Origin of the sequence: Streptomyces sp. NPDC057486 (assembly GCF_042802415.1) — a bacterium.
Lineage (GTDB): Bacteria > Actinomycetota > Actinomycetes > Streptomycetales > Streptomycetaceae > Streptomyces > Streptomyces yanii.
Genome location: NZ_JBHVEE010000089.1, coordinates 1 through 20,781 on the forward strand (window position 1 = coordinate 1; position 20,781 = coordinate 20,781).

The following is a 20,781-nucleotide window of genomic DNA, read 5'->3' on the forward strand; positions in this document are numbered from 1 at the left end:
TGTCCCGGCTCCTCGAGGCCCATGAGGCCGTCCTCATCGACGCCCACGACGCCGCCGCAAGGACGGCCGAGCTGGGGGACGACGGCACCAACGACCTGCTCGTCTCCCAGGTGATCCGCACCGGCGAGCTCCAGGCGTGGTTCCTGGCCGAGCACCTGGTCGACACGCCACTGGTCCGCGCCTGAGGGAACGGAAGCGTCGGGTCGGCAGGTGAGGAGCAAATGCTTGCGGGAAGATTCTGCAACACCTTGCGGCTGTAGTGGCTGCCCTGCTTGACTCGCCTGCCGACAGCCACAGTTGCCGGTCGGGCGGAGAGGAACACCCATGAGCGCCGAGACCGATGTCCTCGTCCTGGGAGGCGCGGGCGTCGACACGATCGTGTACGTGCCGGAGCTGCCCCTCCCGTACGCCGACAGCTACATGATCCGCCCAGGGATCGAGACGCGGGCGGGGCAGACCGGGGACTTCGTCGCGTTGGGGGTGAGTGCCCTGGGCCTGCGCGCCCATCACCTCGACATGATCGGCGACGACCACGCAGGTGACCTGATCCGGGCGCTGCACCGCGACCGTGGCATCGCACTCACCGAGGTCCCGCTGCCCGGCGGTACCAAGCGCGCCGTCAATCTCGTCGGTCCCGACGGGCGACGGCTGTCCCTGTACGACGACAGCCGGTCGCAGGAGGGGGACAGGCTGCCCGAGGCGACGGTCCGGTCCCTGGCCACGGCGAGCCGTCATGCCCATGTCTCGATCACCCACCCGTGCGCCTTCGCTCTTCCCGTGCTGCGGGAGGCCGGAGTGACGATCTCGACCGACCTGCACAACTGGGACGGCGTCAACCCCTACCACGAGCCGTTCGCCCACGAGGCGGACCTCGTCTTCGTCTCCGCCGTCGCCCTGTCGGACCCGGAGCGGACCATGCGACGGGTCGCCGAGCGGGGACGCGCCCAGGTGGTCGTTGCCACGGCCGGAGCCGAGGGCGCCCATCTGCTGGCCGACGGCGAGGTGACCCGGATTCCGGCCGTCACGCCCCCGGGGCCGGTGGTGGACTCCAACGGCGCCGGCGACGCCTTCGTGTCCGGCTTCCTCCTCGGTTGGCTGGCCGGCGAACCGCCGCGGCGGTGCGGCCTCTACGGTGCGGTGGCCGGAGCCCACGCCTGCACGGTGGAGTCGACGCGAACCGATCCGATCGGCCGTGACGAACTCCTCGCCCGTGTCGCGGAGTCGGAGAGTGAGAAACGGAGCCACGGTCGGGACCGTCAGCCCCAGGGTGTCTCCGGCGGGCGGGCCGGAGCCGGGCCGAGGGTGGTGGTGCCCGGACTGGAGCGGTGACCGAGACCGGTGCGGTAGGCGTCCATGGCTGCTTCGGTGCGGCCCTCGCTGCGCAGCAGGTCGCCCAGGAGCCGGCAGATGTCGGCGAGGTCACCCGCCGCTCCGGCGCGTTCGAGCAGGGAGAGAGCGGTGACGTAGTGCTCCTCGGCGGCCTCGGCGTCCCCGGATTCCTCGGCGATCAGGCCGAGCAGTCGATGGGCTCCGCCCGCGTGGACCGCGCCGCGGTCGGGGTGGAGGCCGCCGAGCAGGTCGCGCAGCAGGCCCGCGGCCTCGTCGGCCTTGCCGCGGCGGCGGAGTACATCGGCGAGTTCCACCTCGACCTGGGAGGTGTAGAGGGCGGCGCGCTTGGAGATCAGCATGGAGTGCGCGGTGCGCAGTTCGCTTTCCGCCTTCTCCAGGTCGTCGTGCTGGGCGTGGACGTAGCCGCGCATCCAGTGGCAGTGGGCGAGTTCGGTGCGCATCTGCAGTTGCTGGTAGAGCTCGGCCGCCTTGGCGAGCGCGGCGTCGGCGGCTGCTGCACGGCCCTCCGCGATGAGGGTGCGGGCCACCGAGCGGTGCATGGAGGCGACCAGCGCGGGATCGGAGACCTGCGGAGCCAGGGCCAGGGCCAGGTCGGCGGCCTGCGCGGCGCGGGCGTGCGCTCCCAGGTCCATGTAGGGCGCGATGGAGGCGGTGTAGAGCTGGAGCAGGGCGCCGGGGTCCTGCAGGCCCGAGGTGTTCAGTTCGTCGAGGGCGCTTTCCAGCAGGTAGCAGGAGTAGCGGAGTTCGCCTGCGAGGAAGTGGGCGACCGCCCGGCCGCGTACCGCTCGGGCCCGCTCGGGCAGGGGTGCGTCGGCGAGTTGCTGCTCGGCCGCCTCGAAGTGGGCACGCGCCTCGACGAGTTCACCCGTCTCCAGGGCGCATTCACCCAGCCCGGTGAGGGCGGTTGCCTGTTCGGTCCGGAGGCCGTACTCCTCGGCCCGGGCGAGCAGCCGCCCGTACTCCACGGCCGCATCGGCCGCGTCTCCGGTGGCCAGGATCCGTTGTGCGTCGGCCAGGCGAAGCCGGAGCGCGGTGGCGAGATGGCTGGGGCGCCCGGTGGCGAGCTCCTCGTACGAGACGTCGAGCCGCTCGGCGAGGTGGCGCAGCGCCGCCTCGGAGGGCCGGACCTTTCCGGCCTCCAGGGTGGAGATGTACGCGGCCGTGTAGGAGGGCTCGGCCAGCTGGCGCTGGGTCAGCTCACGCTCCTTGCGGAGCCGCTTCACCCGTTCGCCGATCACGCGAGGGGCGTCCTGGCCCACCGGGCGGTCAGGCCGCTCCGGTACGCCGCGCGCGGGGGTTTCCGCTGCCTCGTCGGCCGCGGCCGCCCGGCCGGTCCCTGACATCGTGCCTGCTCCTCCGCTGTCGGCTGCTCGGTACGGGTGAACGTCCCACGCGGCAGCAAGGACGGATGGGTGCACGGACTGTTTCCCATGGCCGGATTCTTCGGTGGGGTGTGCAAGCGCAACCTTATTCACCGGTGGCCGCCCCCGGCCAGGGAGCTCCTCTTGAATACGGGATTCGACGCCCGCCCGGCCTGCGTCCGGCCCCGCCGGGCGGCGCGACGGTCATGTGGTGGGATCCCGGAGTTCGATGCGGCGGCCGCGTCCTGTCCGCCCGGCCCTCCGTGCACCGGTGGGGACGCCGAGTGGCGTCGCGCGGGCGCGTACCTCGGGGATTGCGCCCATACTGAAATGGCTACGGCGCGTATCGCCGAGCAGCCGGGCAGCCCCCACCTGTCGCCGACGCACCGGGGTGGATCTCATGGACTCCCCATCCTCCGCGGCACGCCCCGACGGGCCGGCCGGGCGCCGGACGACGTCCCGTGACCGCGCCATTGCCGCGGCGCTGCGACGCCTTAACCACCATGTCGACTTCAGCACGTGTACCGCCTATCTGCTGACGGAGGACGACCGGACGCTGGTGGCCGCGATGATGGTCGACACCACCATGAGTTTCACGGTGCCCTCGGGTATTGCGGCGGACGACAGCAACTTCTCCGCGGCGCGAGCGCATCAGTCGGGGAGGGTGGTGGTGTTCGAGAACTCGGAGCTGCGGGAGCTGACCCGACGGGTTCCCGCGCTCTTCCTCACCAACCCCTACCCGATGTTGGTCGCCTCCGCGCCGGTACGGACCGACCGGCACCGGTTCGGTGCCGTGACCATGCGGTGGGTGCCGCCGCGGCCGGTCGCCGACGAGACGCTGGACTACCTCCGGGTCGTCGCGGAGGACCTGGCGGTCGAGCTGCAGGACCTCGCACAGCAGGGCGTGTCGATGAAGGCTCCGGACCTCCCGCTGTTCATTTCCGCGCTGCCGCACGGCAACGCCCCCGTGGAAAGGAGTGGGGGAGCACAGTCGCCGACCGCCCCCGTGCCGACCAGCAGCATGTTCCTCTACCAGCTGCAACGGCTCGCCGCCGAACTCACGGCCGCGGTGCACATCCGGGACGTACTCGCCGCCGCCGAATCCCAAGTGGTGCGGCCCTTCGGCGGCCGGGCGGTGATGCTGTGCCTCGCCCAGCAGGGACGGCTGCATGTGATCGGCGCCTCGGGGTTCTCACGCGAGGCGGTTCACCGGGTGGAGGGGACGCTGCTGTCCCACCACACCCCGGAGACGGACACGATCCGCTCGCTGGAGATCCGGTCGTTCCGGTCCGCGGAGGAACTGCGGGACGCCTATCCGGATGGTGATCCCGACCCGGAGGTCCAGGCCCGTGCCTACCTGCCCCTCGTCTCCAACGGTCGGGCCATGGGCTGCTGCGTCCTGGAATTCCCGGAACCCGCGCGCCCCATCGCGCCCGAGGAGCTCGCCGTCCTGGCGATCATGCTGGAGCAGGTGGGCCAGTCCCTTGAGCGGGCCCGCTCGTACGAGATCGAGCACGCCCTCACCCAGACCCTGCAGCGCAGTCTGCTGCCCCGCAGCCTCCCGCATCTGACCGAGGCGGTCGCCACGGCCCGCTATCTCCCGGCGACCGAGGGGGCGGAGGTGGGCGGCGACTGGTACGACATCGTCCCGCTGCCCGGCGGCGGAATCGGCCTGGTCATCGGTGACGTGGAGGGCCACAGCCTGGAGGCGGTGGCGGTCATGGGGCAGCTGCGCAGCGGCGTCCGGGCGTACGCCACCGAGGGACACGACCCGGCCACCGTGCTCGAACGGAGCAACCGGCTCCTGTCCGGGCTGGACACGGATCTGTACGCCACCTGCTGCTGCGTCTGGCTCGATCTGTCGACCGGGACCGCCGCCACGGCGACCGCGGGCCACCCGAGTCCGCTCCTCGTCGGCACGGGAGGGCGGAGCATCACCGGGCCGTTGCCCGTCGGACCTCCGCTGGGCGTCGACCCACTGGCACGGTACGAGCAGAGCGATGCGCAGCTGGAGCCGGGCTCGGTACTGGCACTGTTCACCGACGGCCTGCTGGACGCGAGGCTCCTCGGATCGGACGCGGCGATGGCGAAGCTCGGCCAGGTGCTCGCCGACCACAGCGGAGACAACCTGGAGGTACTCGCCGACCGCATCGTCGCGGACCGCCGCGAGTGGCGGGTGCTCGCCGACGACGCGGCTCTGCTGCTGGTGCGGTACGAGGGAGCGCATCCCCAGGGCCACCGGCGGACGGCGCGGATGTCGGTACAGCGACACCACCTGCAGGCAGTCGCCCAGGTCAGAGTGTTCCTGAGGGACCTGCTGCGCCAGTGGGACAGGGCGCAGCTGCTGGAAACCCTGGAACTGGTGACGACCGAGGTGGTCACCAACGCACTGATCCACGCCGACAGCGAAGTGGAACTGAGGCTGCGGGAGTACCCGGACCGCATCCGCGTCGAGGTCCGCGACAGTGACCCGCATCCGCCCGTCCCCACGGCGATCGTCGCGGAGGAGGAGACCAATCAGGAGGCCGAGTCCGGGCGCGGACTGCTGATCGTCGACGCGCTCGCCGGCGACTGGGGAAGCTCGCCCGCGGGGCGCGGCAAGACCACCTGGTTCGAGATCGCCCTGCGGGCTGAATGACGAGGTGCTGCCGCGCCGTCCGGCGGTGTGGCGGCCTTACGGCGTCGCGTCGAGGTCGCGGGCGAGGAGCGTGGCCAGTTCCTCGATCGCGGCTTCCGCACCCTCGCCGTCCGCGGCCAGGACCATCGAGTCGCCGTGCTGGGCCCCGAGGGCGAGAACCGAGAGCAGGCTCCGGGCGTCGACCGGGCTCTGGCCGTCCCGGCCTATGGTCACCCTGACGGGCTGCCGGGTGGCTGCCTGGACGAACAAGGAGGCCGGGCGGGCGTGCAGTCCGCTGCGGGAGCCGACGGCGACGGTGCGCTGGTGCATGGTGATCTCTCTTCCGTGTGGTGGTGGGAGGTGGAGTCCGTCAGGCGGCGACGGATATCTGGGGTTCGCCGGTCGCCGGGGCGGGCGTCGGCGCGGTCCTGCGCATCCCCTTGAGGAGGACGACCAGGGTGGTCGCGACCGCCGTACCGACGGCGATGGCCAGCAGGTAGAGGAACGGGCTGCCGATGAGCGGCACCACGAAGATGCCACCGTGCGGGGCGCGGAGTGTGCAGCCGAAGGCCATCGACAGCCCACCGGTGACCGCGCCGCCGACCATGGCCGACGGGATCACCCGCAGGGGGTCGGCCGCTGCGAACGGGATCGCGCCCTCGCTGATGAAGGACGCGCCCAGCACCCAGGCCGCCCGGCCGTTCTCCCGCTCGGTCCTGCTGAACAGGCTGCCGCGCACGGTCGTCGCGAGGGCCATGGCCAGCGGCGGCACCATGCCGGCCGCCATGACCGCAGCCATCACCTTGAGGCTGCCGGGCGTCGGGTCGGCCAGGCCGCCGACCGCGAAGGCGTACGCGACCTTGTTGAGCGGACCGCCCATGTCGAAGCACATCATCAGGCCGAGGACGACGCCCAGGATGATCGCGTTCGATCCGGAGAGCCCGTTGAGTCCGTCGGTCAGAGCCCGTTGGAGCGAGGCGATCGGCTTGCCGACGACGATGAACATCAGGAAGCCGACGACGGTCGAGGCGACCAGGGGGATCACCAGCACCGGCATGATGCCGCGCAGTGTGGGATGGACCTTCACCCGTTGGATCGCCATCACCACCGCACCGGCCAGCAGACCCGCGGCAAGACCGCCGAGGAAGCCCGCGTTGATGGTGAGGGCGATGGCACCGCCGACGAAACCGGGTACGAGCGCGGGCCGGTCAGCCATGCCGTACGCGATGTATCCGGCCAGCACCGGCACGAGGAAGGCGAATGCCGCGGTGCCGATCTGGTTGAGCAGAGCGGCCCAGCTGGCGGTCTCTCCCCAGACGAAGTGGTCGGCGACGGACTTGGCGTTGGCGATCTCGTAGCCGCCGATGGCGAACGACAGCGCGATGAGAAGGCCACCGGCGGCGACGAACGGCACCATGTAACTGACGCCCGACATCAGATAGGTCCGCAGCCGGATCCCGAAGTGCGCGTGGTCGCCGGCGGACGGGGTGCCGTCGTCCTTCGGACCGGTGCCGTCGGAGACAGTGCTGATCTCGCCGCGCGCTGCCTTCTGCCGGGCTTCGGCGATGAGTTCGGCGGGCCGGTTGATCCCTGCCTTGACCCCGGTGTCGACGAGAGGTTTGCCGTCGAACCGCGCCTTCTCGCGCACCTCGACGTCGTGGGACCAGATGACCGCGTCGGCGGCCGCGATGACCGCCGGGTCCAGCCGCTCGAAGCCGGCCGAGCCCTGCGTCTCGACGGTGAGTTCCACGCCTTCGGCGCGGGCGGCGGCCTCCAGGGACTGCGCAGCCATGTAGGTGTGGGCGATGCCGGTCGGACATGAGGTGACGGCGACGATCCGGAAGGGTTCGGCGGCGGGGGCGGCCGCGGCGGTTCCTGCGGGCTCCTCGGCCGCCGCAGCGTCCGGCGCCGACTCGTCCGCCGCGGCCTCTTCGCCGCGGATCAGGGCAGCGGCCGCACCCGCATCGCGCTCCGCGCGCAGTGCGCCTGTGAACTCCGGGTCCATCAGCCGTCGCGCCAGGGCGGAGAGGATCGTGAGGTGGTCGTCGTCCGCCCCGGCCGGAGCCGCGATCAGGAAGATCAGATCGGCGGGGCCGTCCGCAGCGCCGAAGTCGATGCCACGCTCGCTGCGGCCGAACGCGAGGGTCGGCACGGAGACGTGCTCGCTGCGGCAGTGCGGGATGCCGATGCCGCCGTCCAGACCGGTCGGCATCTGGGCCTCACGGGCGGCGACGTCTGCGAGGAAGCCGTCGAGGTCGGTGACGCGGCCGGCCGCGACCATCCGCTCGGCGAGCGACCTGGCGGCGTCGTCCTTCGTCTCGGCGGGAAGATCGAGATCGACCAGTGCCGCGGTGATCAGTTCACTCATCGCGGGGCTCCTTGCTCGGGGACCGTCCTGTGGGCGGTGCGGGGGGACGTGGGGCGGTGCGGGGTCGTTCGCGGAAGCGCGGCGGTCACGGCGCCGGCTCCTTCAGGGGGCGGTCCAGGGGGATGTCGGGGGTCGTGGTGACCGCCGACAGGTCGAGATCGGCGGGGGTCGGCATGACGCTGCCGGGGAGCTGTACGGCCGCCGCCCCGTGGGCGACCGCAGCGGCGAGCGCGGCCGGGCCGCTTCCGCCCGCGGCGAGGAAGCCCGCGAGGGAGGCGTCGCCCGCTCCGACGTTGCTGCGGACCGACGCCACCCGGGCGGTGCCGAAGCAGGTGCCCGTGCCGTCGACCAGCAGCTGCCCGTCGGCCCCCAGGCTGGCGAGCACGGCTCGGGCACCGCGCTCACGCAGCTCCTCGGCCGCCTTCACGGCGTCGCCCACCGTCGCCAGCGGGCGACCGACTGCTTCGGCGAGCTCCTCCGCGTTCGGCTTGATCACATCGGGCCGCTCCCGCAGGGCTGCGGTCAGCGCGGCTCCGGAGGTGTCGAGGGCGATGCGGACCCCGGCGCGGTGACTCCGGGCGACCAGCTCGGCGTACCACTGCGGGGGCAGCCCGCGCGGCAGACTGCCGCAGCAGGCGATCCAGTCCGTGCCCGCCGACCGAATCCGTACCGCTTCCAGCAGGGCCTCCGCCTCGGCGCCGGTGAGCTGCGGACCGACGGCGTTGACCTTGGTGAGTGTCCCGTCGGGCTCGACGAGCGTGACGTTGATACGAGTGCTGGCGACGATCGGGACACCTGCCGCCTCGATGCCGTGCTCGCCGAGCAGCCGGGTGAGCAGTGCGCCCTCCGGCCCGCCGAGCGGTGCGACGGCGACCGTACGGTGGCCGGCCGCGGCGACCGCGCGCGAGACGTTGATGCCCTTGCCGCCGGGGTCGACACGGTCCGTCGTGGCCCGCAACACGGTGCCGCGGGTGAGCCCGGGCAGTTCGTACGTACGGTCCAGGCTCGGGTTGGGGGTGACGGTGAGGATCATGTACGTACTACTTCCGTGCCCTGGCTCTCGATGGCGAGGGCGTCGTCGGGGCCGAGCCCGGTGTCGGTGATGAGCAGGTCGACCTGGGCGAGATCACCGAAGCGCGCGAAGTGCTCCTGGCCGAACTTGGCGGAGTCGGCGAGCAGCACGACCCGCCGCGCGGCGGAGATCATGGCGCGCTTGACGGCGGCCTCGGCCAGGTCCGGCGTGGTGAGACCGCCGTTCGGGGAGAAGCCGTTGGTGGCGAGGAAGACGACGTCCGCGTTGACCTCGCGGTAGGCGTTCAGCGCCCAGGCGTCGACGGCCGCGCGGGTACGGTGCCGGACCCGGCCGCCGACCAGGTGCAGCGCGATGCCCGGGTGGTCGGCGAGTCGGACGGCGACCGGCAGCGCGTGGGTGACCACGGTGAGGTGGGCGTCCAGCGGGATGACCGCGGCCAGCCGGGCGGCCGTGCTGCCCGCGTCGATGATCACGCTGCCGTCGACGGGGAGTTCGCCGAGCGCGGCGGCCGCGATGCGTTCCTTCTCGTCGATGGCCACCGCATCGCGTTCGGCCAGATCGGGCTCGAAGTCGAGTCGCCCGGCCGGGATCGCACCGCCGTGGACGCGCCGCAGCAGCCCGGCCCGGTCGAGAGCCTTCAGGTCACGCCGCACGGTCTCGGCGGTGACCTGAAACTCCTCGGCCAGGGACACCACGTCGACCCGGCCGCTCTCGCGGGCGAGGCGGAGGATTTCCTGCTGCCGCTCCGGTGCGTACATGTTGTTTTGGTTCCGATCAATGTCCGACTGTGTGGTTTCGCTGTCAGGTTACGGCCGTGAGGCGGCGATGTAAACAGACTCGGGCAAAGAATGGGTACGAACGGGCATGTGCGGGCACGTCCGCAGCCGACGACCGCACCGCACCCGACGTCGGTGGAGATCCCGAGGGCGAGCGCCGGAGGTTCCGGCGGCGCCGACGACGGGCACCCGTGAGCTGCCCGGTCCGGGGCGCGGGGCGGATGGTCGTCCGCTCGCCGGTCTGCGTGCCCGTGTCGATCGACAGCGACGGCACCAGGAAGGCGGACACGTCCGGAGTGCGGTGAAGTCGTGAACGCTGCGGAAGGAGACGGCCGGGAGGTACGGCAGGGCTCCGAAGGTCACCGTCGAGCGGAAGGCGATCGCCATCCCGTCCGCCGGACTGCGGAACAGGAGCAAGGGCATGCCCCTCCCGGGGCGTCGATCGTATCGATCGCCCGGGACTCCTGGCCGCGGGCGCCGCGGAGGTCCTGCGGACGCCGGTTCCTGCTCCGCCAACTCGGTACGTTCTCGAATGACTTCACGGCCCGTCCGGCCCTTACTGGTCTCGTACAGGTTCGTCGGCCATACTGCCCGCCGTGGAGCAGCGCATAGATCCGAACACTCAGCCCGCGTACGCCGCAGGGACAGACCCGGCGTACATACCTGGTCTCACGGCCCCCCTCACCGTCGGGACGCCCGAGGCGGACCAGGAAAAGACCGAGGAGCCGGCGCTCGAGGGCGCCGTCCCCGACGACGCCCTTGCGGAGGGTGCCCCCGGGGGCACCGCCGCCGAGTCCGGCTCGGAGCACGCAAAGGACGGGGAGCAGGAGGAACACGAGAAGGACGAGAAGTCCGAGAAGGCCGAGAACGGGCCCGTATTCGAGGTCGGCGACCGACGGGGTTCGATCACCGCGGACCGTGACGGCATCCGGTTCCGGCTGGACGACCAGGAGGCCGAGTTCCACTGGGACGAGGTCGGCGCGGTCGAGGTGAAGGTCCCCCGGTTCGGGCGCCGGTTCACCGTCACCGTCCACATGTCGTCCCGTCGCTGGTTCAACGCCGAGGTCGAGGCGGCCGACAGAAGCAGTCTCAAGGCGTGGGCGGAAGAACTCGACGCGGTGCTCGACGCCTACTTCGAGGAGTAGCCCGGGGCGGTGGCGAAGGGCCGGCCGCAGGCGCGACCGGATCGTCCCCGGTGCGGTCCGGGGCGGCGTACCCGGCCGACGGGGCGGATTGCCCCCGGATCCGGTGCGGTGTCACCGAGACGCGGATCCGGGCCGCCCCGTCGTCACGGGCAACACGTCCCGAGTGCTGCAACACGGGTGAGGGACCGACCCCCACGGCCGGCCCCTCACCCGCGATGCGTCCCTACCGGCCGGTGCCGAACCGGGCCATCGGTTCGACGGGTTCGCGCTCCTCGTCCGCCGGATGCGGGACCGGCGCATCGGTGAGCCCTGTCACCAACCTCCGTGGACAGAACACCTAGTGCCCCTCCCGGCAAGCTTTGCCCCGTCGCAGGGCGGGCGTCCAGCCTCGGGGCGCAGCCCGAAAGCACGCGCGGTCATACGGGGTCCGGCTCCCGAACCCCGTGCAGCACATCGAGTACGTACGGCCAGGCGGCCGCGCCGAGTTCCGCGTCGGCGGCGGGCGAACCGCCGTACAGGAATCGGTCGGACACCGGTGCAGGGCCTTCGCCGGGAAAGCGCGGGCGGTGTCCGGCATCGGCGTGAGTGACCACCCGTACCGGCCGTCCGGCCGTGCGACGCCGGGCGGCCAGCTCCTGGGCGGAGCGCAGGGACGGCCACATCGCATCGTCGCCGCCCGCGACGAACAGCAGGTCGGCGGTGGACCGTTCCGCCGGGATCGCGGCCGCGTCGACACGGTCGGCGAAGGTCTGCCGACTGCGTTCGTACCAGCCGAGGACGGCGACCGGAGTGCCGTCGGGTTCGGTCTGCGTCCAGCTGTCGTCATAGGGGACGAAGGGCAGCGGCTCGCCCCGCCAGGTCCAGGACGACCGGTACGGGTGAGCCCGACCGTCCCGCCCGGGTCCGACATTGGCCCAGGTCAGCGACGTGGGCGAGAGCGCCACCACGGCATCGGTCCCGGGGTGCAGAACCGAGAGATGCAGCGCAGCCTCCGCGCCCTTGGAGGTACCCAGCACCCCGATACGCCGCGCCCCGCGCGACCGGAGCAGCTCGGTCGCGGACACGAACGTCTCCAGCGGGACCTCGCAGATCCCGGGCGGCTGCCCGGCGCCGCCGAACCAGCGGACCGACAGGGCGGTCAGACCCTCCCGGGCCAGGAGTCGGCATCGCTCGTCCTCGATCCGTCCACTGGACCCGGCAAGGACGAGGACACCGGTGTCGCCGCCCCGTGCGGGCGCGGCGAGGAACCCCTCGCACGCGCCCCCGCGCACACCGTCGTGCGGAACGGTGAGCGCGCGTTCGATGACGTCCATCCGCCGGTCAGGCGTCGGTGAGAACCACCGAGCGGGTCAGGTGACGGGGGCTGTCCGGGTCGATGCCGGCCGCCTCGGCGCGGGCGATCGCCAGACGCTGTACGCGGACCAGCTCGGCCAGCGGGTCCAGGTCGCTCGCCACCCAGCGGGCGCCGGTCGACGTGACCTGCTCCTCAAGACCCTCGGGGGCGGGACCGAACACCCAGGTGGCGGTGCCGGTGGTGGCGATGCTGATCGGACCGTGGCGGTACTCCATCGCCGGGTAGGACTCGGTCCAGGAGAGCGACGCCTCCTTCATCTTGAGCGCGGCCTCGTTGGCGAGACCGACCGTCCAGCCCCGGCCGAGGAAGGTGAACTGGGTGCACTCCAGCAGCCCTTCGGGCAGCGGCTCGGCCAGTGCGGTCTCCGCGTCACGGACCACGGCGTCGGTGTGCAGGCCGAGGTGGGCACGGAGCAGCGTGAGCAGCGTGGTGGCGAACCGGGTCTGCACCACGGACTGCTCGTCGGCGAAGTCGAGGACGACGACGTCGTCGGCGGACGTCATCACCGGGGTGTTCGGGTCGGCCGTGATCGCGACGGTGCGGGTGACGCCACGGAGGCGCTCGAGCAGCTCCAGTACCTCGGTCGTCGTGCCCGAGCGGGTGAGCGCCACGACCCGGTCGTAGCTGCGGCCGAAGGGGAACTCCGATGCGGCGAAAGCGTCGGACTCGCCCTGTCCGGATTCCTCGCGGAGTGCGGCGTACGCCTGGGCCATGTAGAACGAGGTGCCGCAGCCGACGACGGCGATGCGCTCGCCCGTGGCGGGCAGGGCGGCCGACTGGCTCTGTGCCAGGTCTGCGGCGCGACGCCAGCACTCCGGCTGGCTGGCAGTCTCAATCTCGACAAACGACACTTTTGCACTCCGTATGGGTGGTTGGATGCTCGTTCACGCACGTTATACACGTACTACGATCATTATCAAGCATTCTGCTTGCATGAGGCTTGACTGATCGGCGCCTTGTGCGACCCTTGCGCATGTCCGGTGACATTGCCCAAGGGGATGGGCGTTCGAATCCCGGGCCCGTAAGGAGAGTTCACTTGTCCAGGGATGCTCGGTGGGACGCGCTGCTTGAGCTGGTCGGCAAACACGGCCGGGTGGAGGTCGAGGACGCCGCGACGACGCTGGACGTCTCGGCCGCGACCATCCGCCGTGACCTGGACCAGCTCGCCGAGCAGCAGTTGCTCACCCGAACCCGCGGCGGCGCCGTCGCGCACGGAGTCAGTTACGAACTGGCGTTGCGCTACAAGACAGGACGCAACGCCCCGGAGAAGCAGGCCATCGGTCGCGCCGTGTCCGAACTCGTGGCGGTGGGCGAGGTGGTGGGACTGACCGGCGGCACCACGATCACCGAGGTCGCCCGCTCGCTCGCCGTGCGTTCCGACCTCGTCGGTGACACCGGCCCCGGGGCCGGGGGGCAGCCGACCCTGACGGTGGTGACCAATGCCCTCAACATCGCCAACGAGCTGGTGATACGGCCGCAGATCAAGATCGTGGTGACCGGTGGAGTGGCCCGGCCGCAGTCGTACGAGCTCACGGGGCCGCTGGCCAGTGGAGTGCTCGGCGAGATAACGCTGGATGTCGCCGTGCTGGGCGTCAACGCGATAGACACCGAGCGCGGGGCGTACGTCCACCACGAGGGCGAGGCCAGCATCAACCGGTTGCTCGCCCAGCAGGCACAGCGGGTGGTCGTGGCCGCCGACTCCTCGAAGATCGGTAAGCGTGCCTTCGCCCGGGTCTGCGATCTCAGCCAGGTCGACTTCCTGGTCACCGACACCGGCATCACTCGCGACGCGAAGGCCCGTTTCACCGAGGCCGGCGTCACCGTCATCGCTGTGTGAGGGTGACGCCAGCCCGTCCGGCGGTGACGCCGTCCCGCGGTATCAGGCGCGGGGCGCGGTCCACCGCTGGTCGGCCCTGCCGGTGCAGTCGCGCAGTTCCACACGGTGCCCGGTCTCGTTGCCGCCCGGGGCGTACAGGCACTGGCCGGTCGCGTCGTTCACGATCGAGCCCTGTGCGCCGTACGTCCAGGTCGTCAGCGGTCCAGGGGTGCCGGCACAGGTCGTGATCGTGACCGGGACCTTCTTGTCGTTCCCGGCCGCCTCGGGCGCGGCGGTCAGGCAGAAGTTGTTCACCAGGCGCAGCGTCCGGTCGGCGCCGTGCACCCAGCCCTGGTCGGTGCGCCGGTGGCACGTCTCGACGACCGCGGCCCGGTTCTCGTCGGCGGCCAGATCGGCGTCCTCGGCCCATTCGAGCTGGGCGTAGTCCACGCCTTCCACGTCCAGGCAGTTGCCCGCCCGGTCGGTCACGGCGTCCCTGGTGGAGTTGCCGATGCCCAGGACCTGCTCGCCGCCGTCGGGGCCGATCGTGCTGGTGACGTTGGCGCAGTCGCCGTTGTTCTCGGGCCGGGTGGCCGTGCCGGTGACCTGGGTGTTGTTCAGGGTCGTGGCCCTGGGAAGACCGAAGGTCGCCGCGCTGTAGGGCTGCTGCACACAGGTGGAGCGGGGCATGCTCCACTCGTAGTACTCGACCCAGTCGACCATGCCGGCCGTCTTGATCCCGGTCGCCGGAGTCAGGATGCTGCCCAGCTCGAACGAGGTGTGGGCGGTGGTGTCCTCGACGGTGGCGCCGAACCAGCCGCCGCCCTCCGAGGCCACGTTGAACGTGTAGGTGTGACCGGTCTTCCACGGCACGTTCATCCGGCAGCTGTAGCCGGTGCCCTCGCCGCCGAAGTCCTGGCACCAGCTGCCCTTGCTGCCGGGCTTGGCCTGGTTCACGTCCCAGACGGAGAAGAGGAACAGCTGGTCCTCGCCCCCGTTGTCCTGCATGCCGATGTAGCCGCCGTTCCCCTGGTTGAAGCCGAACTGATGCGACCAGAAGGTGTGCGAGGTGAAGCCGGGGTCGGCAGTGACCGTGGTACTCCACGTCACGGACGACAGGTCCGGGGTTCCGGCGGGGAAGGTGTAGTGCGTGTATGTGCCGGGTGTGTCCCCCCAGCCGTCCTCATTGGCGTCCGCCGTGGCCGCCGTGGACATTCCGATACCGGCTGCAAGTGCCAGTGCCGCGACGGCACTTCCGGCGATGCGTCCGAGCCGGCCGAAGCCGGACTTGGGCGTGCGAGAGCGCATACGGGCTTACCCGCCTCTGTTTGAGAATGTTGGGAGATGTGCCCGTCAGTGCAAGATCGAGCACGAGGTCGCATCCTGGACCCACGATGAAGCCGCTGGCAAGGGGTTCGGTGATCTCGCAGAGGTGCTTACGTACCCGTTTCGCATCCCTTCCGCGCCCGGATCTGCGCCCTGACGCGGTTCAATCGGACCTTCTCCAGCTTTTCAATGTCTATAGATGTTCGTTACCTGTGCGAAATGAACAACTCTTGCCATCGAGGCGCACTGTCGTGAACTATGTGGCTGTCGCCGCGAGGAAGCAGCGGCCGCACCGTCACCGGTGCGTGCCGCAGCCGTGATCGCGGGACACTCCCCCCTTGCTCCATCAGCCCTGGAGGTGCCTGTGACGATGGCAGATGCGCCGGTCTCATCCGTGCGGTCGCCGGTGCCGCAGCCCCGTGACCCCGATGACGCGGACTCACCCGCCGGGAAGAAGCGAGCCAAAGGCCGAATACGGCAGCCACTGCGGTACCGACTGAAGCGGGACAAGGCGCTTCTGCTGTTCTGCCTGCCGGGCGTCCTGTACTTCGTGCTCTTCTTCTATCTGCCGCTCGCGGGCAACGTCATCGCCTTCCAGGACTACCAGCCGTTCCTGGGCTTCAAGCAGAGTCCGTTCGTCGGTCTGGCCAACTTCACGGCGCTGCTTTCCGAGCCGGAGTTCTGGAGCGCGGTCTCCAACACGCTGCAGATCACCGCGATTCAGCTGCTCCTCTACTTCCCGGCCCCGATCGCGCTGGCGCTCCTGCTCAACTCGCTGATCAGCGAGAAGATCAAGCGCTTCATCCAGACGATCGTCTACCTCCCGCACTTCCTGTCGTGGGTGGTGGTCGTCGCGATGTTCAAGCAGGTGCTCGGCGGTGCGGGCTCGGTCACCACGCTCCTGATGGAGCACGGGGTCAACATCGGCAATGTGATGACGGACCCCGGTACCTTCAAGCTGCTGATCACCGCCCAGGCCATCTGGAAGGACTGCGGCTGGGGGACGATCATCTTCCTGGCGTCGATCGCCTCGATCGACATGGGCCAGTACGAGTCCGCCGCCATGGACGGCGCGGGCTGGCTCCGGAGGATCTGGCACATCACCCTGCCGGGTATCCGGCCGGTGATCCTCATGCTGCTGATCCTGCGGCTCGGCGACATTCTCTCGGTGGGATTCGAGCAGATCATCCTGCAGCGCGACGCCGTCGGGAAGGACGCCGCCGAGGTCATGGACACCTATGTCTACTACCACGGGGTCATCGACGGTGACTGGGGGATGAGTACGGCCGCCGGCCTGATGAAGGGCGTCATCGGATTCGCCCTCATCCTCGCCGCCAACAAGCTGGCGCACCGCTTCGGTGAGCAGGGAGTGTACCGATGAGTCAGCAGACCCTTGCGTCCCGACTGCGCACGGCGCGATTCGGCCCCCGGGGCACCATCCGCAGCCGCACGGCGTCCGGCCGCCCGCCGTGGATGGAGCGACCGCACTGGTACGGGCAGGGTGCGAAGGCCCTGGCCCTGATCGTCCTGACCGTGATCGTGCTCTACCCGTTCGTCCTCGCCGTCGGCACCAGCCTCGCGAGCCGCGAGGACCTCAACGCCAACGGCGGCTACGTCCTGCTGCCGAAGCACCCGACGCTGGAGGCCTACCGGGTCATCCTCTCGGGCGGGGTCGTCACCCAGGCCGCCGTGGTCTCCATCTTCATCACGCTGATCGGCACGGCTCTGAGCCTGGCGTGCACGGTGATGATCGCGTACGGAACCTCGCGGCCCGGCACGGTCCTCGGGAAGCCGATCCTGCTGATGGTGCTGGGCACGTTCCTCTTCGCCCCCGGCATCATCCCCACCTACCTGGCGGTCCAGCAGTTCAAGCTGCTCGACACCTATGCCTCGTTGATCCTTCCCGTACTCCTCAACGCGTTCAACATCGTCGTCGTCCGCTCCTTCTTCCAGAGCATTCCCGAGGAGCTGTACGACGCCGCACGGATCGACGGTGCGGGTGAGGTCACGGTCCTGTTCCGGATCGTCCTTCCGCTCTCCAAGGCGGTTCTCGCCGTGGTCGGTCTCTTCTACGCGGTCGGTTACTGGAACAGCTTCTTCAACGCGGTGCTCTACCTCAACGACTCGGGCAAGTTCCCCATCCAGGTGATCCTGCGCTCGTACGTCCTCAACGGCCAGAGCATCAACGCACAGGCCATGGGAGTCCACGCGATTCCGCCCGCTACCTCGCTGCAGATGGCCGTGCTGATCATCGCCATCGTGCCCATCTTCTGCGTCTATCCCTTCCTGCAGAAGTTCTTCGTCAAGGGCGTCCTCACCGGGGCGATCAAGGGCTGATCCGTCCTCGCGGACATCGCCCCACGCACTTCACACACTTCAAGGAGCACCCATGTCCACACACCTGTCCCGGCGCGGCTTCATGGGCGCGGCGGGGATAGCCGGCCTGACCGTCGCGGGCCTGTCGTCCCTGACCGCGTGCGGCAGTGGTGCCACCGTCAGCAAGGGCGGCGCCAAGGCCTCCGCCCAGCTGAAGCTCCCGACGTACGTCCCTGCGCAGACCGCCCCCGCGGACCTCGCGGGCAACGCCTCGGGTCTGGACGCCACGTACCTGCGATACCCGAAGAAGCTCACCAAGTCGGTGGCCAAGGCTCCCGGTGACGGCAGCCGCATCACGGCGCTGACCGAGACCTTCACGACGCCCGCCCCGGCCCAGGGCAAGAACGCCTACTGGCAGGAACTGAACAAGCGCCTCGGCTCGCAGTTCGACATGACCATCGTGGTCGAGGAGGGCGCCGGCTACCCCGGCAAGTTCAACGCGATCGTCGCCAGCGGGGACATCCCCGACCTGGTGTGGTTCCCGCCGAACCAGGGCCTCCAGCACGTCCCCGAGCTGCTGGACGCCAAGTTCCACGACCTCACGCCGCACCTGTCCGGCGACGCGGTCAAGAAGTACCCGAACCTGGCCAACCTGCCCACCTCCGCCTGGAAGACCGCCGTCATCAACGGCAAGATCCGCGGTGTGGCCGTCGCGTACGGTTCCATGGGCCAGGTCTACGTCGTCAACGAGGACTTCTGGAAGCCGGTCGGCGGCGCCGAGTTCACCAGCGCCGAGGACTTCCTCGCCAAGGGCAAGGAACTCCTCGACGCCAAGCGCAACAAGTACGTCCTGGAGCCGGCGTACGTGAACCACGTCGGCCAGTTCGCCCAGTGGTTCGGCGCGCCCGCCAGCTGGCGGCTGGAGGGCGGCAAGCTCACCCACCTGTACGAGACCGAGGAGTACCTGGAGGCTGTGGCCTTCGCGGTCAAGGTCCGCAAGGCCGGTCTGTTCTGGCCGGACCCGAACCTCAGCACCACCATGGAGAAGGTGGCGCAGGGTTCGCTCGGCGCCTATGTGCAGTCCTTCCCGAGCTTCCTGACCGACGTCAAGACGTACGACTTCCCGTTCGGCGTCATCGTGCCGTTCGCCGGCAAGGCCGGTGCCACCCCGTCGTACACCCTCGGCTACGGCTCGGTCGGTTACACCGCCATCTCCAAGAAGGCCGACGCCAAGCGCGTCGAGATGCTGCTGCGCGTGCTCGACTACCTCGCCGCCCCGTTCGGCACCGAGGAGCGGCTCTTCCTCGACAACGGCATCGAGGGCACGCACTACACCCGTACCTCCAGCGGCGACATCAAGCTCACCGCCAAGGGCAACGCCGAGGCCGTGACCACCGCCATGCCGCTGGCCTTCCTCGCCAACACCCCGGAGTACGTCTACCTGCCCGGCAAGTCCGAGGTGGCCTCGAAGATCCACGGCTGGCAGGAAGAACTCCTCAAGATGGGCAAGGCGAACCCCACCAGCGGTCACTTCTCGGACGCCTCGACGAAGAAGGGCGCCTCCATCGGCACCGCGGTGAGCGACACCGTCCTCGACGTCGTCGCGGGCCGCAAGCCGATCTCCGCCTTCCAGGACCAGGTGAAGAAGTGGCGCTCGGGCGGCGGCGACGAGATCCGGGCCGAGTTCGAGGCCTCGATCGCCGGTAAGTAGTCTCCGCCCGCACCACCCGTACAGACAGAAGGGACCCCCGTGTCAGACCTGCGACTCGGCGTCATCGGGCTCGGCCTCCGCCGCTCCATCGCGATGTCCGCCCACCACCCCGGACAGGGTTCGGCGATCACCGCCGTCTGCGACCTCGACCCCGAGGTGCGGCAGCGCGAGGCCGAGCGCTTCGGCACCGATGTTGCGGTCGAGGACTACAAACTGCTCCTCGACCGGGACGACCTCGACGCGATCATCATCGCCACCCCGGACGACACCCACGAGGTCATCGCCATCGATGCCCTGCGGGCCGGCAAGGCGGTCTTCGTCGAGAAGCCGCTCGGCATCACCGTGGAGAGCTGCGACAACGTCCTGCGCGCCGCGTACGAGACGGGGACCCGGCTGTACGTCGGTCACAACATGCGCCACATGGGCGTCGTGCGGCTGATGCGCGACATCATCGCCCGCGGTGACATCGGCGAACCGAAGGCCGTGTGGGTGCGGCACTTCGTCGGCTACGGCGGTGACTACTACTTCAAGGACTGGCACGCCGACCGGACCCGCACCACCGGACTGCTGCTCCAGAAGGCCGCACACGACATCGACGTCCTGCACTGGCTGGCCGGCGGCTACACCCGCCGTGTCAACGCCCTCGGCGACCTCCTCGTCTACGGCGACCTGCCGCGCCGCGAGGCGGACACCCCGCGCCCGGACAACTGGCTGCGGGAGTTCGACTGGCCGCCGACGGCCCGCAAGGACCTGCACCACATCGTGGACGTCGAGGACGTCTCGGTGATGAACATGCAGCTCGACAACGGCGTCGTGGCCGCCTACCAGCAGTGCCACTTCACCCCGGACTACTGGCGGAACTACACCGTCATCGGCACCGAGGGCCGGCTGGAGAACTTCGGCGACAGCCCCGGTGACGAGGTCAAGGTCTGGAACACCGGACCCAGCGGATACCGCGCCGAGGCCGACATCACCTACCGGGTGCCGGAGGCCAATGGTTCACACGGCGGCGGTGACACCCGGATCATGGAGGAGTTCTGCCGGTTCGTCCGTGAGGGCGGTGTCACGGACACCTCTCCGGTCGCCGCCCGGATGAGCGTCGCCGCCGGGGTCCTCGCGACCCGCTCGCTGCGTGAGGGCGGTGCACCGTACGACGTGCCGGCCCTCGACCCCGAGCTGATCGCGTACTTCGAACGCGGTCAGGTCCGCTAGGGCGTGTGTCGGAAATCCCGCCTGTCCCGCGACGCCCGGCACGCACGCTCGCCGCGTCGTCGGGCTCGCCCGGGTCCGGTACGAGGGCGGCCCTCCGCCTCGCGATCGCACGCACCGGACGCCTTCGGGTCCGCCCTTCGGGCGGACGGCGGGACTTCCGACACACGCCCTGGTGCCGTGACCGGCAGACATGGCCGGTCACGGCACCAGGAACACCCGGCCGGAAGCCGTGGGCACCTCCGGTGGCAGCGCTGTGAGGCATCGTCGCCGGAGGTCTTCCTGCCTCTGTTTTCAGCCATGCTCGGTGGGTAATCGGCCTCTTCCTGTTTGGCGGCCGTCCGATCGGCCACGGTCGCGAGACGTGATGCCGTCGGGGGAAATGAAGCCGAACGTCCG

At 70.2% G+C, this 20,781-nt stretch carries 17 protein-coding genes; 9 read left to right on the forward strand and 8 right to left on the reverse strand.

Features of this window, described 5'->3' with window-relative positions; translation table 11 throughout:
- Together ACFU6I_RS32030 and ACFU6I_RS32035 are read left to right on the forward strand one after the other, a co-directional pair.
- The coding region (locus ACFU6I_RS32030; RefSeq protein ID WP_384372976.1) for a ferritin-like domain-containing protein at positions 1 to 185 on the forward strand (185 nt) is incomplete at its 5' end.
- 139 nt (positions 186 to 324) lie between these two features.
- Positions 325 to 1,329, forward strand: coding sequence for an adenosine kinase (locus tag ACFU6I_RS32035; RefSeq protein ID WP_384372978.1), 1,005 nt, complete (start codon positions 325 to 327; stop codon positions 1,327 to 1,329).
- Here ACFU6I_RS32035 and ACFU6I_RS32040 read toward each other — a convergent pair.
- On the reverse strand, positions 1,257 to 2,693 hold the full coding sequence (locus ACFU6I_RS32040) for a helix-turn-helix domain-containing protein (RefSeq protein ID WP_384372980.1): 1,437 nt from the start codon (positions 2,691 to 2,693) through the stop codon (positions 1,257 to 1,259). The two genes, ACFU6I_RS32035 and ACFU6I_RS32040, sit on opposite strands and share 73 nt — an antisense overlap.
- Before the next feature lie 418 nt (positions 2,694 to 3,111).
- Here ACFU6I_RS32040 and ACFU6I_RS32045 point away from each other — a divergent pair, with 418 nt between their 5' ends.
- Positions 3,112 to 5,349: a SpoIIE family protein phosphatase gene (locus ACFU6I_RS32045; protein WP_384372982.1), complete on the forward strand. Its 2,238-nt coding sequence runs from the start codon at positions 3,112 to 3,114 to the stop codon at positions 5,347 to 5,349.
- A gap of 36 nt (positions 5,350 to 5,385) precedes the next feature.
- Here ACFU6I_RS32045 and ACFU6I_RS32050 read toward each other — a convergent pair whose 3' ends face one another.
- From ACFU6I_RS32050 to ACFU6I_RS32065, 4 genes are all read right to left on the reverse strand, one after another.
- The gene (locus tag ACFU6I_RS32050; protein ID WP_266980443.1) at positions 5,386 to 5,658 is read right to left on the reverse strand and encodes an HPr family phosphocarrier protein; all 273 of its coding nucleotides are present in this window, start codon (positions 5,656 to 5,658) and stop codon (positions 5,386 to 5,388) included.
- A 40-nt stretch (positions 5,659 to 5,698) separates the two neighbouring features.
- The gene (locus tag ACFU6I_RS32055) at positions 5,699 to 7,696 is read right to left on the reverse strand and encodes a fructose-specific PTS transporter subunit EIIC (protein WP_384372984.1); all 1,998 of its coding nucleotides are present in this window, start codon (positions 7,694 to 7,696) and stop codon (positions 5,699 to 5,701) included.
- A gap of 85 nt (positions 7,697 to 7,781) precedes the next feature.
- Entirely contained in the window at positions 7,782 to 8,729 is a 948-nt protein-coding gene (gene pfkB, locus ACFU6I_RS32060; protein ID WP_384372986.1) for a 1-phosphofructokinase, read from the reverse strand.
- Positions 8,726 to 9,487 (reverse strand): DeoR/GlpR family DNA-binding transcription regulator, encoded by a 762-nt coding sequence (locus ACFU6I_RS32065; protein WP_327249373.1) that lies wholly within the window; start codon positions 9,485 to 9,487, stop codon positions 8,726 to 8,728. The genes pfkB and ACFU6I_RS32065 overlap by 4 nt, the downstream gene beginning before the upstream one ends.
- Before the next feature lie 614 nt (positions 9,488 to 10,101).
- On the opposite strand from ACFU6I_RS32065, the gene ACFU6I_RS32070 reads away from it, so the two are divergent.
- Entirely contained in the window at positions 10,102 to 10,650 is a 549-nt protein-coding gene (locus ACFU6I_RS32070; protein ID WP_384372987.1) for a hypothetical protein, read from the forward strand.
- Between the two features lie 416 nt (positions 10,651 to 11,066).
- Here ACFU6I_RS32070 and ACFU6I_RS32075 read toward each other — a convergent pair whose 3' ends face one another.
- Both ACFU6I_RS32075 and ACFU6I_RS32080 read right to left on the reverse strand, forming a co-directional pair.
- A complete protein-coding gene (locus ACFU6I_RS32075) occupies positions 11,067 to 11,963 on the reverse strand; it encodes an acyl-CoA thioester hydrolase/BAAT C-terminal domain-containing protein (protein WP_384372989.1) in 897 nt (298 codons plus the stop codon).
- Positions 11,964 to 11,970: 7 nt separating this feature from the next.
- The gene (locus tag ACFU6I_RS32080; protein WP_384372991.1) at positions 11,971 to 12,855 is read right to left on the reverse strand and encodes an SIS domain-containing protein; all 885 of its coding nucleotides are present in this window, start codon (positions 12,853 to 12,855) and stop codon (positions 11,971 to 11,973) included.
- 185 nt (positions 12,856 to 13,040) lie between these two features.
- On the opposite strand from ACFU6I_RS32080, the gene ACFU6I_RS32085 reads away from it, so the two are divergent.
- The gene (locus tag ACFU6I_RS32085) at positions 13,041 to 13,841 is read left to right on the forward strand and encodes a DeoR/GlpR family DNA-binding transcription regulator (RefSeq protein WP_345514160.1); all 801 of its coding nucleotides are present in this window, start codon (positions 13,041 to 13,043) and stop codon (positions 13,839 to 13,841) included.
- Positions 13,842 to 13,883: 42 nt separating this feature from the next.
- Here the strand turns inward: ACFU6I_RS32085 and ACFU6I_RS32090 are convergent, their stop codons facing one another.
- Positions 13,884 to 15,128, reverse strand: a complete 1,245-nt coding sequence (locus ACFU6I_RS32090; protein WP_384372993.1) for a DUF3472 domain-containing protein — start codon at positions 15,126 to 15,128, stop codon at positions 13,884 to 13,886.
- Between the two features lie 388 nt (positions 15,129 to 15,516).
- On the opposite strand from ACFU6I_RS32090, the gene ACFU6I_RS32095 reads away from it, so the two are divergent.
- The 4 genes from ACFU6I_RS32095 to ACFU6I_RS32110 are packed head-to-tail and all read left to right on the forward strand — an operon-like array spanning position 15,517 to position 20,385.
- Positions 15,517 to 16,527, forward strand: a complete 1,011-nt coding sequence (locus ACFU6I_RS32095; RefSeq protein WP_384037165.1) for an ABC transporter permease — start codon at positions 15,517 to 15,519, stop codon at positions 16,525 to 16,527.
- A complete protein-coding gene (locus ACFU6I_RS32100; RefSeq protein WP_384372995.1) occupies positions 16,524 to 17,483 on the forward strand; it encodes a carbohydrate ABC transporter permease in 960 nt (319 codons plus the stop codon). Before ACFU6I_RS32095 ends, ACFU6I_RS32100 begins: the two co-directional genes overlap by 4 nt.
- Positions 17,484 to 17,535: 52 nt before the next feature.
- Positions 17,536 to 19,173, forward strand: a complete 1,638-nt coding sequence (locus ACFU6I_RS32105) for a hypothetical protein (RefSeq protein WP_384372997.1) — start codon at positions 17,536 to 17,538, stop codon at positions 19,171 to 19,173.
- A gap of 39 nt (positions 19,174 to 19,212) precedes the next feature.
- Positions 19,213 to 20,385, forward strand: coding sequence for a Gfo/Idh/MocA family protein (locus ACFU6I_RS32110; RefSeq protein ID WP_266980423.1), 1,173 nt, complete (start codon positions 19,213 to 19,215; stop codon positions 20,383 to 20,385).
- The last annotated feature ends 396 nt before the right edge of the window (positions 20,386 to 20,781 follow it).

Coding starts and splice junctions, on each gene's coding strand:
- ACFU6I_RS32055 (WP_384372984.1), bottom strand. CDS start 7,696: ATGAGTGAACTGATCACCGCGGCACTGGTCGATCTCGATCTTCCCGCC.
- pfkB (WP_384372986.1), bottom strand. CDS start 8,729: ATGATCCTCACCGTCACCCCCAACCCGAGCCTGGACCGTACGTACGAA.
- ACFU6I_RS32090 (WP_384372993.1), bottom strand. CDS start 15,128: ATGCGCTCTCGCACGCCCAAGTCCGGCTTCGGCCGGCTCGGACGCATC.
- ACFU6I_RS32105 (WP_384372997.1), top strand. CDS start 17,536: ATGTCCACACACCTGTCCCGGCGCGGCTTCATGGGCGCGGCGGGGATA.
- ACFU6I_RS32065 (WP_327249373.1), bottom strand. CDS start 9,487: ATGTACGCACCGGAGCGGCAGCAGGAAATCCTCCGCCTCGCCCGCGAG.
- ACFU6I_RS32075 (WP_384372989.1), bottom strand. CDS start 11,963: ATGGACGTCATCGAACGCGCGCTCACCGTTCCGCACGACGGTGTGCGC.
- ACFU6I_RS32035 (WP_384372978.1), top strand. CDS start 325: ATGAGCGCCGAGACCGATGTCCTCGTCCTGGGAGGCGCGGGCGTCGAC.
- ACFU6I_RS32100 (WP_384372995.1), top strand. CDS start 16,524: ATGAGTCAGCAGACCCTTGCGTCCCGACTGCGCACGGCGCGATTCGGC.
- ACFU6I_RS32045 (WP_384372982.1), top strand. CDS start 3,112: ATGGACTCCCCATCCTCCGCGGCACGCCCCGACGGGCCGGCCGGGCGC.
- ACFU6I_RS32050 (WP_266980443.1), bottom strand. CDS start 5,658: ATGCACCAGCGCACCGTCGCCGTCGGCTCCCGCAGCGGACTGCACGCC.
- ACFU6I_RS32040 (WP_384372980.1), bottom strand. CDS start 2,693: ATGTCAGGGACCGGCCGGGCGGCCGCGGCCGACGAGGCAGCGGAAACC.
- ACFU6I_RS32095 (WP_384037165.1), top strand. CDS start 15,517: ATGGCAGATGCGCCGGTCTCATCCGTGCGGTCGCCGGTGCCGCAGCCC.